The organism is Allochromatium vinosum DSM 180, assembly GCF_000025485.1.
Taxonomy (GTDB): domain Bacteria; phylum Pseudomonadota; class Gammaproteobacteria; order Chromatiales; family Chromatiaceae; genus Thermochromatium; species Thermochromatium vinosum.
Genome location: NC_013851.1, coordinates 2803533 through 2819572, shown reverse-complemented (window position 1 = coordinate 2819572; position 16040 = coordinate 2803533). Strand labels below are relative to the sequence as shown.

The 16040-nt window shown below is 64.8% G+C and carries 14 protein-coding genes; 10 read left to right on the top strand and 4 right to left on the bottom strand.

The window, feature by feature from the left end; genetic code table 11:
- Window positions 1-72: 72 nt before the first annotated feature.
- From soeA to ALVIN_RS12425, 4 genes are all read left to right on the top strand, one after another.
- Window positions 73-2976 (top strand): sulfite dehydrogenase subunit SoeA, encoded by a 2904-nt coding sequence (gene soeA, locus ALVIN_RS12440; protein WP_012971673.1) that lies wholly within the window; start codon window positions 73-75, stop codon window positions 2974-2976.
- Window positions 2973-3695 carry a sulfite dehydrogenase subunit SoeB gene (gene soeB, locus ALVIN_RS12435; RefSeq protein ID WP_012971672.1) on the top strand — a complete coding sequence of 241 codons (723 nt, stop codon included), beginning with the start codon at window positions 2973-2975 and terminating at the stop codon, window positions 3693-3695. Before soeA ends, soeB begins: the two co-directional genes overlap by 4 nt.
- Before the next feature lie 24 nt (window positions 3696-3719).
- Complete coding sequence (soeC, locus tag ALVIN_RS12430; protein ID WP_012971671.1) at window positions 3720-4697, top strand: sulfite dehydrogenase subunit SoeC; 978 nt, start codon at window positions 3720-3722, stop codon at window positions 4695-4697.
- Window positions 4698-4856: 159 nt separating this feature from the next.
- Window positions 4857-6905 carry a PAS domain-containing hybrid sensor histidine kinase/response regulator gene (locus ALVIN_RS12425; protein WP_050750330.1) on the top strand — a complete coding sequence of 683 codons (2049 nt, stop codon included), beginning with the start codon at window positions 4857-4859 and terminating at the stop codon, window positions 6903-6905.
- Here the strand turns inward: ALVIN_RS12425 and ALVIN_RS12420 are convergent.
- Window positions 6850-9057 carry a M1 family metallopeptidase gene (locus ALVIN_RS12420; RefSeq protein WP_148217511.1) on the bottom strand — a complete coding sequence of 736 codons (2208 nt, stop codon included), beginning with the start codon at window positions 9055-9057 and terminating at the stop codon, window positions 6850-6852. The two genes, ALVIN_RS12425 and ALVIN_RS12420, sit on opposite strands and share 56 nt — an antisense overlap.
- A gap of 33 nt (window positions 9058-9090) precedes the next feature.
- Between ALVIN_RS12420 and ALVIN_RS12415 the strand changes: the two genes are divergently transcribed.
- The 6 genes from ALVIN_RS12415 to sbcB all read left to right on the top strand — a co-directional run bounded on the left by ALVIN_RS12415 (window position 9091) and on the right by sbcB (window position 13942).
- The gene (locus ALVIN_RS12415) at window positions 9091-10272 is read left to right on the top strand and encodes a ChaN family lipoprotein (RefSeq protein WP_012971668.1); all 1182 of its coding nucleotides are present in this window, start codon (window positions 9091-9093) and stop codon (window positions 10270-10272) included.
- Between the two features lie 176 nt (window positions 10273-10448).
- Complete coding sequence (gene rpsP / locus ALVIN_RS12410; RefSeq protein WP_012971667.1) at window positions 10449-10709, top strand: 30S ribosomal protein S16; 261 nt, start codon at window positions 10449-10451, stop codon at window positions 10707-10709.
- A 29-nt stretch (window positions 10710-10738) separates the two neighbouring features.
- Window positions 10739-11248: a ribosome maturation factor RimM gene (gene rimM / locus ALVIN_RS12405; protein ID WP_012971666.1), complete on the top strand. Its 510-nt coding sequence runs from the start codon at window positions 10739-10741 to the stop codon at window positions 11246-11248.
- Window positions 11249-11337: 89 nt separating this feature from the next.
- On the top strand, window positions 11338-12087 hold the full coding sequence (gene trmD / locus ALVIN_RS12400; RefSeq protein ID WP_012971665.1) for a tRNA (guanosine(37)-N1)-methyltransferase TrmD: 750 nt from the start codon (window positions 11338-11340) through the stop codon (window positions 12085-12087).
- Window positions 12088-12107: 20 nt separating this feature from the next.
- Window positions 12108-12452 (top strand): 50S ribosomal protein L19, encoded by a 345-nt coding sequence (gene rplS / locus ALVIN_RS12395; RefSeq protein ID WP_012971664.1) that lies wholly within the window; start codon window positions 12108-12110, stop codon window positions 12450-12452.
- 56 nt (window positions 12453-12508) lie between these two features.
- Window positions 12509-13942: an exodeoxyribonuclease I gene (gene sbcB / locus ALVIN_RS12390; RefSeq protein ID WP_012971663.1), complete on the top strand. Its 1434-nt coding sequence runs from the start codon at window positions 12509-12511 to the stop codon at window positions 13940-13942.
- 26 nt (window positions 13943-13968) lie between these two features.
- Here the strand turns inward: sbcB and ALVIN_RS12385 are convergent, their stop codons facing one another.
- The 3 genes from ALVIN_RS12385 to ALVIN_RS12375 are packed head-to-tail and all read right to left on the bottom strand — an operon-like array spanning window position 13969 to window position 16038.
- Window positions 13969-14337: a response regulator gene (locus ALVIN_RS12385; protein WP_012971662.1), complete on the bottom strand. Its 369-nt coding sequence runs from the start codon at window positions 14335-14337 to the stop codon at window positions 13969-13971.
- Window positions 14334-15440, bottom strand: coding sequence for a sensor histidine kinase (locus ALVIN_RS12380; RefSeq protein ID WP_012971661.1), 1107 nt, complete (start codon window positions 15438-15440; stop codon window positions 14334-14336). The genes ALVIN_RS12385 and ALVIN_RS12380 overlap by 4 nt, the downstream gene beginning before the upstream one ends.
- Window positions 15433-16038, bottom strand: coding sequence for a SpoIIE family protein phosphatase (locus ALVIN_RS12375; protein WP_012971660.1), 606 nt, complete (start codon window positions 16036-16038; stop codon window positions 15433-15435). The genes ALVIN_RS12380 and ALVIN_RS12375 overlap by 8 nt, the downstream gene beginning before the upstream one ends.
- Between the last annotated feature and the right edge of the window lie 2 nt (window positions 16039-16040).

Sequence of the window (16040 nt, the reverse complement as noted above, 5' to 3'; positions counted from 1 at the left end):
TGAAACCACGGACGTTTGAATATTAGAATGCAGCGATTGTCTCGTCCGTCATCCCCCGCGAAAGGTACCCCCATGCAGGATCCAGCCAGTCATTCGGACAGCCTCGTCGGTCGCGTCGAGGTCAAGGAGACGACCTGTTACATGTGCGCGTGCCGGTGCGGTATCCGGGTGCATCTGCGCGATGGCGAGGTGCGCTACATCGACGGCAACCCCAATCATCCGCTGAACAAGGGTGTGATCTGCGCCAAGGGCAGCTCGGGGATCATGAAGCAGTACTCTCCGGGTCGACTCACCCAGCCGCTGCGGCGCAAAGCCGGCGCCGAGCGCGGCGAGAGCGCCTTCGAGGTCATCTCCTGGGATGAAGCCTTCGCGATGCTCGAAGAGCGGCTCGCCAAGCTGCGTGCCGAAGATCCGAAAAAATTCGCGCTCTTCACCGGCCGCGATCAGATGCAGGCGCTCACGGGTCTGTTCGCCAAGCAGTACGGCACGCCCAACTATGCCGCGCATGGCGGCTTCTGCTCGGTCAACATGGCCGCCGGTCTCATCTACACCATCGGCGGCTCGTTCTGGGAGTTCGGCGGCCCGGATCTGGAGCGCGCTAAGCTGTTCGTGATGATCGGCACCGCCGAGGACCATCATTCCAACCCGCTCAAGATGGCGATCTCGGAGTTCAAGCGGCGCGGCGGGCGCTTCATCTCGGTCAACCCGGTACGCACCGGCTATTCGGCGGTGGCGGATGAATGGGTGCCGATCAAGCCCGGTACCGATGGCGCGCTGCTGCTGGCCATCACCCGCGAGATCCTGGACAAAGGGCTGTTCGACCGCGACTTCCTGGTGCGCTACACCAATGCCGCCGAGCTGGTGATCGACGACCCGAGCCGGGACGATCACGGTCTGTTCTATCGCGCCGAGATGCACGTCGAACCCGACTGCTTCGATCCGCAGAACAAGCTGTGGTGGGATCGCGACATCGACGGTCCGATCAGCACCCATACGCCCGGCGCCGATCCGCGTCTGATGGGCCGTTACGTCCTGCCCGACGGCACCCCGGTCAAACCCTCGTTCCAGTTGCTCAAGGAGCGTCTGGAGCAATACACCCCCGAGTGGGCCGCGCCCATCACCGGCATCCCGGCCGACACCATCCGCCGTCTGGCCCACGAGATGGGCGTCATGGCGCGCGACCAGAAGATCGAGCTGCCGATCAAGTGGACCGATTGCTGGGACGACGAGCACGAGTCCGTCACCGGCAATCCGGTCGCCTTCCATGCCATGCGCGGACTGGCGGCGCACTCCAACGGCTTCCAGACCATCCGCGCCCTCGGTGTGCTGATGACCGTGCTCGGCACCATCGACCGTCCGGGCGGCTTCCGGCACAAGGCGCCCTATCCGCGTCCGATCCCGCCCTGTCCCAAGCCGCCGCACGGCCCGGAAGCAGTGCAGCCCAATACGCCGCTCGACGGCATGCCGCTCGGCTGGCCGTCCAAGCCTGAGGATCTGTTCGTCGACGCCGAGGGCGAGGCGGTGCGGCTCGACAAGGCGTTCTCCTGGGAGTATCCGCTCTCGGTGCATGGCCTGATGCACAACGTCATCACCAATGCCTGGCGCGGCGATCCCTATCCGATCGACACTCTGTTCCTGTTCATGGCGAACATGGCCTGGAACTCGACCATGAACACGGTCGAGGTGCGCAAGATGCTGGTCGACAAGCACCCGAACGGGGACTACAAGATCCCGTTCCTGGTGGTGTGCGACACCTTCGCCTCCGAGACCGTGGCCTTCGCCGATCTGGTGCTGCCGGACACCAGCTATCTGGAGCGCCATGACGTGCTCTCCATGCTCGACCGCCCGATCTCGGAATTCGACGGTCCGGTTGACTCGGTGCGCATCCCGGTGCTGCCGCCCAAGGGTGAGTGCAAGCCGTTCCAGGAAGTGCTGGTTGAACTCGGCTCGCGCCTCAAGCTGCCGGCCTTCACCAATGCCGACGGCAGTCGCAAATATCGCAACTACCCGGATTTCATCGTCAACTACGAGACCTCGCCGGGGTCGGGCATCGGCTTCCTGGCCGGGTGGCGCGGCAAGGGCGGCGATCAGTTCCTGAAAGGCGAGCCCAATCCGCATCAGTGGGAGATGTACGCCCAGAACAACTGCGTCTACCACCACGAGCTGCCGCGCAGCTATCAGTACATGCGCAACTGGAACAAGGGCTATCTGCACTGGGCGCGCGCGCACGGCATGATCCGCTATGCCGAGCCGATCACCCTGCATCTGTATTCCGAGGTGTTGCAGCGCTTCCGGCTCGCGGCTCAGGGCAAGCGTCCCGGCCGTCAGCCGCCCGAGCGGTTGCGCCAACGGGTCGAGACCTATTTCGACCCCTTGCCGTTCTATTACGAACCGCTGGAGTCGCGCTTCACCGACACCCAGCGCTATCCGCTCAACGCGCTCACCCAGCGCCCGATGGCCATGTACCACTCCTGGGACAGCCAGAATGCGTGGTTGCGGCAGATCCACAGCCACAACTATCTGTTCCTGAGTCCGAAGGTCGGTCTGGCCCAGGGCTTCGCCGACGGCGACTGGGTCTGGGTCGAGTCGCCGCACGGCAAGGTGCGCTGCATGTGCCGCTTCTCCGAGGCCGTGGAGCCGGGCACCGTCTGGACCTGGAACGCCATCGGCAAGGGCGCGGGCGCCTGGGGTCTGGCGCCCAATGCCGACGAGGCGCGCAAGGGCTTCCTGCTCAACCACGTCATCGCCGAGGAACTGCCGGCGCATGAGGCCGGCGAGCATCTCTCCAACTCCGACCCCGTGACCGGACAGGCGGCCTGGTTCGACGTGCGGGTGCGTGTCTACAAGGCCGAGGCGGGTGAACCCGAGGTCACGTCGCCCCAGTTCAAGCCGATGCCGCGTCTGCCCGGTCAGGAGAAGAAGCGCGGCAAGTGGCAGGCCTATGTGGCCGGTATCTTCGGGAAGCAAGCGTCATGACTCAACTCGCCCTCGTCATCGATCTCAACGTCTGCGTCGGCTGTCATGCCTGCGTGACCTCCTGCAAGGAGTGGAACACCTCCGGCTGGGCCGGTCCGCTGGTGGACCAGAACCCCTACGAGGGGTCGCCGACCGGCACCTTCTTCAACCGGGTGCAGACCTTCGAGATCGGTACCTTCCCCAATACCGAGACGGTGCACTTCCCCAAGAGCTGTCTGCACTGCGAAGAGCCGCCCTGCGTGCCCGTGTGTCCGACCGGCGCGTCGTACAAGCGTCCGGACAACGGCGTGGTGCTGGTCGACTATGACAAGTGCATCGGCTGCAAATACTGCTCCTGGGCCTGTCCCTATGGCGCGCGCGAACTCGACGCGCAGCAGAAGGTGATGAAGAAATGCACGCTCTGCATCGACCGCATCACCGACGCCAAGCTCTCCGAACGGGATCGCAAGCCGTCCTGCGTGCTGGCCTGTCCGGCCAATGCGCGTCTGTTCGGCGACGTGCACGATCCCGACTCCGAGGTCTCGATCGCCATCCGCGAGCGCGGCGGCTATCAGCTCATGCCCGAGTGGGGCACCAAGCCGGCCAATCACTATCTGCCGCGCCGGAAGACCCGGATGCACATCGATCCCGAGGAACTCACGCGTGTCGACAACCCCTGGCGCAAGGAAGACCTCACCGATTACACCGGCGAGGAAACCCTCGACGACGTGGCCTGGTAATCCGCTACCGCAGGATCGAATCCCATGCATCCAGCTTTCTCAGTCATCTTTCTGACCACGCTGCTCGGTGCCGGTCAGGGTCTCTATCTGGCGATGGTCACGGGGCAACTCTATGCCGTCGCCCGTTTCCTGCCCGCTCAGGCCGACCAGTTCTATGCCGTCGGCAGTCTGGTCGCGCTGCTGCTCCTGATCGCGGGACTCGGCGCGTCCTTCTTCCATCTCGGACGGCCGGAACGGGCCTGGCGCGCGGCGGCGATGTGGCGCACCTCCTGGCTGTCGCGCGAGGTCATCGTGCTGCCGATCGTCATGGCGCTGGTGTTCGCCTATGGCGTGGCGCACTGGTTCGAGTGGACGCAGCCGCTGTTCCAGGTCGGCGCGGCGCTCCAGGTCGATCTGACCCTGCTGCTCGGCGTGCTCGGGACGATCGCCAGTCTGGCGCTCTTCGTCTGCACGGCCATGATCTATGCGGCCGTGCGGTTTTTGCAGGAATGGCATACGCCGCTCACGGTCAGCAACTTCCTGTTCCTGGGCGCGGCCTCGGGCTTCATGCTGGCGGCGGCCTATTCGGCCTACATCGGCAATCCGCTGGTGACCTTCTACGGCACCTGGGCGGTGATCCTGACCCTGGTCGGTCTGGCCTCGCGTCTGGCGCATCTGCGCCGCAACGCCCGGCTCAAGCACAAGAGCACGGTTCAGACCGCCATCGGCGTGCGTCATGCGAGCGTGGTCCAGAAGGCGCAGGGTGCGACAGGCGGCAGCTTCAACACCCGTGAGTTCTTCCATGGCCGCAGTCAGTCGCTGCTCGAACGGCTACGCACTGTCTATCTGGTGCTGGTCTTTCCGATCCCGGTGCTACTGATCGGGCTGTCCTATCTCATCGGCTCGTCGAATCTGCCGATCATCGCCTTCTTCGTCCAGTTCGCGGGGTTGCTGATCGAGCGCTGGTCATTCTTCGCCGAGGCGCGCCATCCGCAGAATCTCTATTATCAATCTGTGGCTTGAGTCTCGGCTCCTATTGGGGCGCGTGATCGTTTCTTGCGCCCCTTGTCCTCTGGATAGCGGAAGCCCCATGTTCTAATCTTTGCGGCATGACAGCGACAGCCGTTTTCGGCTCCAAGCGATCAGGGGGCGGTCATGAACGGAAATTCGACCCAGATCAGGTTGAATCAGCACGCAGACGATTGGCACACTGAAACCCGCTTCCACGCACTCTTCGAGCACATCCAGGCGATCTCGGTGCAGGGTTACGACCGCTACCGCCGCGTCATCTACTGGAATCCGGCGAGTACAGCGCTCTATGGCTATCGCGCCGAAGAGGCGCTTGGGCGTCAGCTCGAGGAGTTGATCATCCCGGAGGCCATGCGCGAATCGATGATCGCTGCCGTCGACTCCTGGGTCAATGGTGGAGAGCAGATCTCGGCCGGTGAGCTGACGCTCAAACGTGCCGACGGCTCACCGGTCCACGTCTTCTCCAGTCACGTCATGCTGCGCGGCCCCGATGGTCAGTCGCAGATGTATTGCGTCGATGTCGACCTGACCGAGCGCAAGCGCATCCAGGAAGAGCTGGAGGGGTATCGTTCTCATCTGGAGGAATTGGTCGCAGAGCGCACGGCCCAGTTGTCTGAGGCGCGTGCTCAGGCCGAGACGGCCAATCAGGCCAAGAGCGCCTTCCTGGCCAACATGAGCCACGAGATCCGCACCCCGCTGAATGCCATCCTCGGGCTGACCTATCTGTTGATCCGCGACCAGTCCTCTTCGGAGAGATCGCGCGATATCCTGACCAAGATCGAGCATTCGGCCAATCACCTGCTCTCGATCATCAACGACATCCTGGACGTCTCCAAGATCGAGGCCGGCAAGTTCACCCTGCACACTCAGGACTTCTCGACCAAGGATCTGTTCGAGCAGCTCGATTCGCTCGTGCTGGGACAGGTGGCAGCCAAGAGATTGAGGTTCATCCGGTGCATCGATGCCTTGCCGCCGCTACTGCACGGCGACCAGGCGTGCTTGCGTCAGGCCTTGCTCAACTATCTCTCCAACGCCATCAAATTCACCAAGGCCGGCGAGATCAAACTGGTGGCCGAGATTCTGGACGAGACGGCGACCGATCTCCTGGTGCGGTTCGATGTCTACGACACGGGTATCGGGATCGCTCCGGCAGACCTCGCGCAACTCTTTCGCCCCTTCTCGCAGGTCGACAATTCCGTGGCGCGCCGTTTCGAGGGAACTGGCCTGGGGCTCGTCATCACGCATCGGCTGGCTCAACTCATGGGCGGCGAGACCGGGGCCGAGAGTCAGGTCGGGCAGGGGAGTCGATTCTGGATCACGGTGCGGCTGGGCAAGAGCCTCGGTTCCGACGAACTCGCCGTGAATTCGGTGGCGCGCGAGGCGGAGGCTGAGCTGCGACTGAGGGAGGGCTTCACGGGGACACGCATCCTGGTCGTCGAGGACAACGAGATCAACCAGGAGGTCATCTGCAATCTGCTAGAAATCGTTGGACTCCGGGTCGATCTCGCCAGTTCAGGCGAGCAAGCCATCGAGATGGCCTGTCGCGATCGTTACGACCTGATTCTGATGGACATCCAGATGCCGGAGCTGGATGGTGTGCAAGCCACGCGCCGGCTGCGCGAGCGGGTCGACTGGTTGTCCTGTCCGATCCTGGCGATGACGGCGAACGTCTTCGAGGACGAACGTCGTCGGTATCTGCGTGAAGGACTGGACGACCATATCCCCAAGCCGGTGGATCCGCCGCATCTCTATGCCGTCCTGCTCAAGTGGCTTGCACGCCGACCGCCGGCCGAGATCCAGACCGGATCCGTGAAACCTGACGAGTCGCCAGGGCCGGGGTCTTCCTCGCTCGTCGAGCGCTTGCGTGGGCTGGCGGGTGTCGATGTGGATTTCGGACTCAAGCTGCTGCGTGGCGAAGCGAGTTTCTATGCACGGATACTCGGCAAGTATGCGCTGAATCATGCCGACGATGTGCAACGCTTACGCGCACTCGTCATGGCAGGCGATTACGAGGGAGCCTATCGGGTAGCGCACACCCTGAAGGGAGCGTCCGGCACCCTCGGCCTGATGCGCATCCAGTCCTCGATGGTCGAGTTGATCAAGGGGATACACGCTGATTGTCCCGCGTCGGAGCTGGAGCCGGCGATCATCGAGGCTGAACTGGCACAGCGCGAACTGTTGAGGGCGATCGCCGATGACTGAGCGCCGAGTCGCCTGACGGCCATTGTCCCTTGAGCCGGTTGATCGCCTCCGGGCCGTTGAAGATCAGATAGCTGTATTGGCCATAGTGCGGCAGCTTGCGGGCCAGGGCGGGCAGGGCGCCTGGATCGCGCGTGGCCAGCCAGGCAACCGGGCGATCCTCGATCCGGCGTGTCAGCACCGCACTGTCGGTCTCGGGGGCGAGATCCGTGTTCACGAAACTCGGCTCGGATGCTTGACTCAGCGCGAGCCTTTGGATGTCCAGGGTCAGGGAGAACTCGGCGGCATCACGGGCAAAGGTCGCGAGATGACGGTTTTCCCAGCCAAGCAGCCAAATGGGTCGATCGTCCGGTAGGTGATCGAACTCCCGATCCTCGGCGACGCGCCAGTCCGGGTGTCCCGCGCGCCAGGTCTCGGCCAGGCGGCGATAGCCCGACCGGAGCGCGTCGGGTGCGTCAGCGGGAATCAGGATGAGTCCCTGGTCGGCACCGAAGAGATTGCTCAGGGTCACGGGCAACTCGCCTGGAGCCAGAGCGCGGAAGACCTCGAAGTCCGGGTCGATTCGCAGACGCACGGGCGCGGATCGGAGAGCGATGTCGAATCGGGTCTCACGCTCGCGGCTGACGATTCGCTCGATCACGGATTGGCCTGAGTCGAGATCGATGGCGACCGGCAGACTGAGCGGAAAGGGCGGCTCGGGCTGAGTCTGTCGAATCCGTCCGCTGATTCGATAGCCCTCCGGTGTGCTCCGTGTCTCGACATCCTCCAGTGCCAGATGGGGGGCGCCGGCGCGCTCGACCCAGGCGGCGAAGAAGGCGCCCAGATTCCGCCCGCTCACGCGCTCGAAGGCGCGCCGCAGATCGGCATAGCCGGCCGCCCGGAAGCGGTTGTCGGCATAGAAGCGCCGCAGCCCCTGAATGAAGGTCTCATCGCCGAGTTCGCGCCGCAGCATGTGGAAGACCATGGCACCCTTGTTGTAGCCGATGGCCTGACTGTCCGCCCCATGCCGCTGCACGAACTCGGCCAGCGGAAAGTCCCGCCCCCGGCGCACATAGTCGGCGAAGCTCTTGAGCATGTCGCGCCGACCCTCGACCCCGCGTCCGGCACGCTCCATGAGCCAATAGTCGGCCAGATAGTTGGTCAGCCCCTCGCTCCAGTTGCCCGATTCATAATCCACATAGACCCCGTTGCCCCACCAGTTGTGCAGGATCTCGTGCGGATAGGAGGTCTGGAGGATGAAGGGCAGGCGGATGACCCTGGGGCCGAGCAGAGTGAAGGAGGGCATGCCATAGCCCGACTCCCAGAAATTCTCGACCAGGGCGAACTTGGCGAAGGGGTAGGGGCCGATGAGGTCGGAATAGAGGGCGAGATAGTCGAGCGTGGCGTCTAGATAGCGTTTGGCCAGCGCGGTGTCCGGCTCACGCAGATAGACCTGGGCCTCGGCCTGTACGCCCGCTGTGCGTTGGTGATAGGCGTGGAAACGGCCGGCGATCAGATAGATGTCGTCCTGCGGCTGCGACTCGGACCAGTGTGACTGGCCCGTGGCTGGGTCGGTCGTGCCCGTGCCCTGGGTGATCGCCGACCAGCCCTCGGGAAGCCGGACATCGAGCGAGAAGCTCTGATGGCTGTCTGGAATACGCGGATACCAGCCGCTGCCGCCGTCGAGAAAGACGCCGGCTGGTGCGATGGTCCCGCGCGACCACTGACGCGCGCGACCGAGACTTTCGTCGATCCGCTCCAGGTCGTGACGGATGCGCCCGCCATAGGCGAGCGTCACGGCTCCGGGCGTCTTCAGATGCAAGCGATATTCGGCCAGATGCCCGAACGCTGAAACGTGCGTCAGGGTCGCCTCGCCGTCGATGAGTCTGGGTTCGAGCCCGGTATGCAGGATCAGCGACCACTGGCTTTTCGACTCGGGAAGCCGCATCTGGTCCCTGACCTCGATCCGCCCCGACTCGGGGTCGAGCCGGACCTCAAGCTGATGCCGGATCAGGGGCGGCGCGGAGTGCGCCGGATCGGCCAGGAGTCGCGGACTGTCGAGCCACAGCAGTGCCGCCAGCACGACCAGCGCCCAAACGCCGGCTGAGCCGGTCTGGTGCATGGTATCGTGGGCCGGCCAAGCGGGCCGCTGTGAGCGGTCATGGATCGTGATCATCGGAAACCCGAGTTGAAGTGACAGGACAAGCGTATGTCGCATCGAATCTATAGCAGACTGAACCTGGTGGCCATGCTCGTGACCATCAGTGCACTGATTCCGGCCGGGAGCGAGGCGTCTTCCGCGTCGTCGGTCACGCGCACAGATGGGGCCAGCGCTCTGGTGAACAACCCGACGCGCGTGCTGGAAAGCGCGTATCTGACCGACATGGAGGCACTGATTGCGCGTCTGGCCGACCGGCGCGTGATCTTCGTCGGCGAGCAGCACGACCGCTACGAGGATCATCTCAATCAGACCGCCCTCATTGAGGGCTTGCTGGCGCGCGGACGCTCGGTGGCGATCGGGATGGAGATGTTCCAGCAGCCCTACCAGCCTGCACTCGACGCCTATGTCGCCGGTGAGATCGACGAGGCCGAACTGCTGCGCCGTACCCAGTATTTCGACCGCTGGCGCTTCGACTACCGGCTCTATCGGCCCATCCTGAGTCTGGCGCGCGCGCATCGGATTCCGGTGATTGCGCTCAACCTCGAATCCGAACTCACGCGTCAGGTCGGCGACGGCGGCATCGCGAGCCTGAGTGAAGCCGACCGCGCGCGTCTGCCCGAAATCGACCGCTCGGACGCGGACCATCGCGCGCGGCTGGAGGCGATCTTCAAGCAGCATCCAGCCGAGCAGCAGGGTAACTTCGAACACTTCCTGGAAGTCCAGCTCCTCTGGGACGAGGGGATGGCCGAGCGTGCCGCGCGCCATCTGGTCGAGCACCCGGATTCGACGCTGGTGGTCATCGCCGGCAGCGGTCACATCGAATATGGCCAGGGCATCCCGCAGCGAATCGCGCGCCGTCTGCCCGTGCCCATGGCAACCCTGCTCAACGGACAGGGACGCACACCCGACCCGATGGTCGCCGACTTCTTCCTCTATCCGGAGGCGGTCGAGTTGCCGCCCACGGGCAAGCTCGGCGTGATGCTCGGCCAACCAGCCGCCGCCGGCGGAATGCCGATCGAAGGTTTTGCCGAAGACAGTGGCGCGAAGACGGCGGGTCTGCAAATCGGCGACCGACTCATCCAGGTCGGTGGCCAACCGATCACCAGCTATGCCGATATCCGGCTGGTCCTGCTCGATGCCGAGCCGGGTAGCCGGATCGAAGTCGAGGCGGTGCGGTCACGACTGGTGGGTAACGACGAGCGGCTGACAGTCGATGTCGAGCTGCATTGAGTCGAATCGGACCCCGGTAAAGAATTGGCGAGAGCCTTTCAGGTGCGCGATTTCATCGGAGATTCGTGGACAGATCAAATTCGGTCTTCCATTTCGCGCATAATTCTGTATATTTGTGCGTTTACCCGCGGGCCTTCCGCGAGCCTCCCTATCCAGCTCTTGAGCCAGGACAGCACATGGTCACGATTCGTTTGTCACGTGGTGGTTCCAAGAAGAACCCTTTCTACCAGATCGTCGTTGCCGACATCCGCTCCAAGCGTGATGGTCGCTACATCGAACGTCTCGGTTTCTTCAACCCGAACGCGCGTGGCGGCGAGGTTCCGCTGCGGCTCGACACCGCGCTGGCACAGGAGTGGATCCGTAAGGGTGCGCAGCCGACCGATCGTGTCAAGCAGCTGATCAAGCAGGCGACGCGCGAGGCCGCTGCGGCGGCTTGAGTTCTACTCAGTCGCCAGGCTCGGTCAGCATGTCCGGGGAACCTCAGTCTGCTCGGATCGTGCTCGGGCGCGTGTCGGGGCTCTACGGCGTCAAAGGATGGGTCAAGGTGTATTCCGAGACCGATCCGCGCGAAGGCATTCTGCGCTATTCGCCCTGGCTCTTGGGGCCTGATGGCGTCGCGCGTCGCGTGGCCGAAGGCAGGATGCACGGCAAGGGCCTCGTCGCCCGCCTGGACGGTTGTGAGGACCGCGATCAGGCCGCCGCGCTGATCGGCCAGGAGATCGCGATTCGACGCGATCAGCTCCCACCGCCGCGCCCGGACGAATTCTACTGGATCGACCTAGAAGGTCTGGCCGTCGTCACCCAAGCCGGTGTCGAGTTCGGTCGGGTCTCGCACCTGTTCTCGACCGGCGCGAACGACGTGCTGGTGGTCCAGGGCGAACGCGAGCGTCTGATTCCCTTCGTCTGGGGCGACGTGATCCTGGACGTGGATTTCGACCAGCGCCTGATTCGGGTCGACTGGGATCCGGAGTTCTGAGTCCGCGTCGGCCCAGAGATGCGTTCTCGATCAGGGCGGCCGGATTCCAGGCATCACGGTTCGCGAATCGGTACGGGACGCGGTTTCCAATGCGCTTCGACGTCATCACGCTCTTTCCGGATCTGTTTCGTATCCTCTCGGATCAGGGCGTGACGGGACGGGCGGTGGCCCGTGGGCTGGCCGAGCTGCATCTGTGGAATCCGCGCGACTTCACGCACGACGCCCATCGCACCGTCGACGACCGTCCCTATGGTGGCGGTCCGGGGATGGTGATGAAAGTCGAGCCGCTGCGCGAGACGCTCCAGGCCGTGCGGGCGGCAGCGCCCAGGAGTCGGGTCGCCTATCTGTCACCGCAGGGTCGGGTGCTGGATCAGGCCGCGATGCTGGAGATTGCCGCGCGCTCCGGCTGGATCCTGCTCGCCGGACGCTATGAAGGCATCGACGAGCGTCTGATCGAGACCCACGTCGATGAGGAATGGTCGATCGGCGACTATGTCCTGAGCGGCGGCGAGTTGCCGGCGATGGTGGTCATGGATGCGGTCATCCGGTTGCTGCCGGGCGCGCTCGGTCATGCCGACTCGGCGCGACAGGATTCGCACATGGATGGGCTCTTGGATTGCCCACATTACACCCGCCCGGAGCGGATCGAGGAAGGCTCGGTCCCGTCCGTGCTGATCGGTGGCGACCATGCCGCCATCGAGCGTTGGCGGCTGCGGCAGGCGCTGGGACGGACCTGGCAGCGCCGTCCGGATCTACTCGAGCGCCGCGGGCTCAGCGAGGCCGAGCGCACGTTACTCGATGAATTCATACTGGCCCATCGCGAGGGTGGCGCCGGCTGAGAACAGGAGCCAAGGAAACCATGAGCAACATCATTCAGCAGCTCGAACAAGAGCAAATGTCCCGCGAAGTCCCGGATTTCGCCCCAGGCGACACCGTCGTCGTCCAGGTCAAGGTCAAGGAGAAGGATCGCGAGCGTCTCCAGGCGTTCGAGGGTGTCGTCATCGCCATCCGCAGTCGCGGTCTGAACTCGGCCTTCACCGTGCGCAAGATCTCGCATGGCGAGGGTGTGGAGCGCGTGTTCCAGACCTACAGCCCGGCGATCGCCGGCATCGAGGTCAAGCGCAAGGGCGACGTGCGTCGCGCCAAGCTCTACTATCTGCGCAATCTCACCGGCAAGGCCGCTCGCATCCGCGAGAAGGTCTGAGCCGTTCCGGCCGTCCGGACCAGGGCGGCCAGCGTCCGGCACTGGAGGTTCGGCCCATGTCCGACACCTTCTACTGGCACGATTACGAAACCTGGGGCGCCGATCCGCGCCGCGATCGTCCCTGTCAGTTCGCCGGAGTCCGCACCGACGCCGATCTCAACGAGGTCGGCGATCCGCTCGTTCTCTTCTGTCGTCCGTCGGACGATCTGCTCCCGCATCCGGATGCCTGTCTCGTCACGGGTCTCACGCCTCAGCGTGTCGCACGCGAGGGGGTGGTCGAGGCCGAGTTTGCGCGCGCCATCCACGCTGAGCTGAGCCGGCCCGGAACCTGCGGCGTCGGCTACAACAGTCTGCGCTTCGACGACGAAGTCACGCGGCATCTGTTCTACCGCAACTTTTTCGATCCCTATGCGCGTGAATGGCGCTCCGGCAACTCGCGCTGGGATCTGATCGACGTACTGCGGCTGGCCCATGCGCTGCGTCCCGAGGGGATCGAATGGCCGCTCAACGACGAGGGTACGACCTCGTTCCGGCTGGAGCAGCTGACCGTGGCCAACGGCATCGACCATGGTCAGGCCCATGACGCGCTCGCCGACGTGCGCGCGACCATCGCACTGGCGCGCCGGCTGCGTGACATCCAGCCCCGGCTGTTCAGTTATGCGCTGACGCTGCGCGACAAGCGCCGGGTGCGCGCTCTGCTCGATGAGCGCCGTCCCTTGCTGCATGTCTCGGCGCGCTTTCCGGCGGCGCTCGGCTGCATCGCGCCGATCTGTCCGGTCGCCGCCCATCCCACCAACAGCAATGGCGTGATCTGCTTCGATCTGCGCGCGGACCCGTCCCAACTGCTGGAGCTGTCGGTGGAGGAGATCCGCCGTCGGCTCTTCACGCCGAGCGAAGATCTGCCGGCGGGTGTCGAGCGCGTGCCGCTCAAAACTGTGCATGTCAATCACGTTCCCATGCTCGCGCCGCTGGCAACCCTGACGCCGGAGCGTGCCGAGCGCTGGAGCATCGATCCGGCGCGCGTTGTGCGTCACGCCCAGTGGATCGCGGCTTCGTCCATCGCGATCGAGTCGCGTGTGCGCGCCGTGCATGAGCGTCCGCTCCCGGTCGAGACCGACCCCGAATTGATGCTCTATTCGGGTGGTTTCCTCTCGGACGCCGACCGGCGCGCCTGCGATCAGGTCGTGCGCTCGAACCCCGCCGAACTGGCGACAGCGCCGCCGCGTTTCAGCGATCCGCGTCTCGGTACACTGCTGTTCCGCTATCGCGCCCGCAACTGGCCCGAGACTCTGACCCCGGAGGAGCGCGAGGACTGGGACGCCTACCGCTTCATGCGCCTCACCGACCCCGACGGCGGGGCCAGTCTCCAGATCGAGGGGTATGAGGCGCGGCTCGCCGAATTGGCCGGGGTCCACGATGACGATCCTGCCAGACTGGCGATCCTCGACGCCCTGGGAGACTGGGCCGAGCAGGTACTCGACGCCGGTTGATCCGGCCGACTGAAGGGCGCGGTCTTCTAGTCCAGCGCTTCGGTGATCGCTCGACGCAGATCCTCACGTGTGAAGGGTTTGGGCAGGGTGGCGCGCACGCCCATCAGCTTGGCCGACTCCAGATTGAATTCCAGACTGATCGAGCGCCGTCCGCCCGAGACGGCGATGATGGGAATCCTCGATTCGCGCTGCGCCAGTTCCATGATGAGTTCGATACCGTCTTTCTCGGGCATCAGGATATCTGTGATGACGAGATCGGGTCGACTGTGCTCGATCGCCGCCAGCGCCTCGTTACCATTGGTCGCCGTGCTGACCTGATAGCCTTCGCGCTGGACCATCTCGGTGAGCATGGCCCGAAAGAGTTCGTCGTCGTCGACGATCAGTACCTTGGTCATGTCGATCTCTCGCTGTGATTCGCGCCACTGTCCGGGGCGGTGTCCGCCCCCTGGATCAGTCGTGGCAACTCGATGACGAACCGGCTGCCCCGGCCCGGCGCGCTCTCGATCCGGATCTGTCCGCCGAGCTTGCCGACCAGTCCATGGATGACCGACAGCCCCAGACCGCTGCCCTTGCCGGGCGCCTTGGTTGTGAAGAAGGGGTCGAAGACCCGTTCGCGGACCTCAGGCGTCATGCCCTCGCCATCGTCGCTCACGCTCAGACGGACGAGATCCGCACGCGCGGCCGGTGTGCCCTCTGGACGCCGTACCCATTCGACCCCGATCTCGATGCGGCCCTGTGCCTGACCGATGGCATCGGCGGCGTTGATGCAGAGATTCATGACGATCTGCTGGATCTGGCTTGGCTCAGCCAGCACCCAGGCTTCATCGACCGCCGGGGTGAACTCGACCCGCGCCCCCGCAGGCAGCGAGGCCCGCAGCAGGGCCAGGGTCTCGCGGACCAGCGCCACGACCTCGACCGGAACGGGCGAGTCGGCCAGATCGCGCGCAAAGGTCAGCATACGCGCAATGAGATCGCGTGCGCGAAAGCTCGCCTGCTGAATGTAGGCCAGATGGTGCCGCCCGGCCGACTCCGGCGCCAGTTCGTCTTCCAGCAATTCGCTGAATCCGAGAATGGCCCCCAGGATGTTGTTGAAATCGTGCGCGATCCCGGCGGCGAGCGTGCCGACGGCCTCCAGCCGGCGCGACTGCTCCAGACGGGCGTTGACCAGCGCCGAGGCCCGGCGTTCGAGCTGCTCGCGAAAGGCGAGACTGTAGGCCATGGTCGCCTCCATCAGCGGCGCGGTGATGCGCGCGGCGATCTGGCTCAGTGGCAGATCCGGATTGGCGCGCGACAGGCGCATCAGGGCTTCGTGATGGAGTTCACCCACCTCTTCGAGCGGAATCTCCAGGGCGATCAGGTCACGCCCGAGATCCGACGCTTCGGTCAGTGCCATCTCCAGCGCCAGTGCATCCCGGGCGAAGACCGCCCGTTGCAGCACCTCGGCATAGAGCCGTGCGATGTCGCTGGTGGAGGAGGTGGAGGCCGTCGGGTCAAGCATGACGATAGAGCAGCAGACCGGCGTCGTCGTGATCGCCGGCCCAGTCGTTGAGCAGACGTTCGGCGAGCGCGTCCGAAGGCCGGACGTCGCCCAGGGCTTGGGCCAGACCCGCGTTCTCGGGCAGGCCGTCGGAGAACAGCAGCAGCCAGTCGCCCGGTGCGATCGGCCAGCGCTCCGGGCGCAGTCCGTCGAAACCGGCGCCGACGATCCCGCGCGCGCTGCCGAGACGCTTGGTGCCGGATGCCTGGATCAGCAGAGTACGGATGTTGCCGACCGCCGCCTGCACGATGATCGACTCGGCGGGCAGGATGTCCACCACGGACAGCGCCACGCCACGGGTGTCGATCAAGGCCCGGTCGCAGCGGGCGAAGAGTTCGGTCAGGTGCGGCTCGTCGTCGTTGGCCAGTTGATGCATGGCGGTGGCGGCGGCGACATGGGCCGCAGCGCCGTGGCCGAGTCCATCGGCCACGGCCAGACGCCAGCGGTCGGGGCGTGTCCACCAGCCGAGCTGATCACCGCTGACGGTCTCGCCCGGCATGGGGCGCAGCGCCTGACCAATCCGCGCACGGATACCGTCCAGTGGGGCGAGCTCCGGCACAG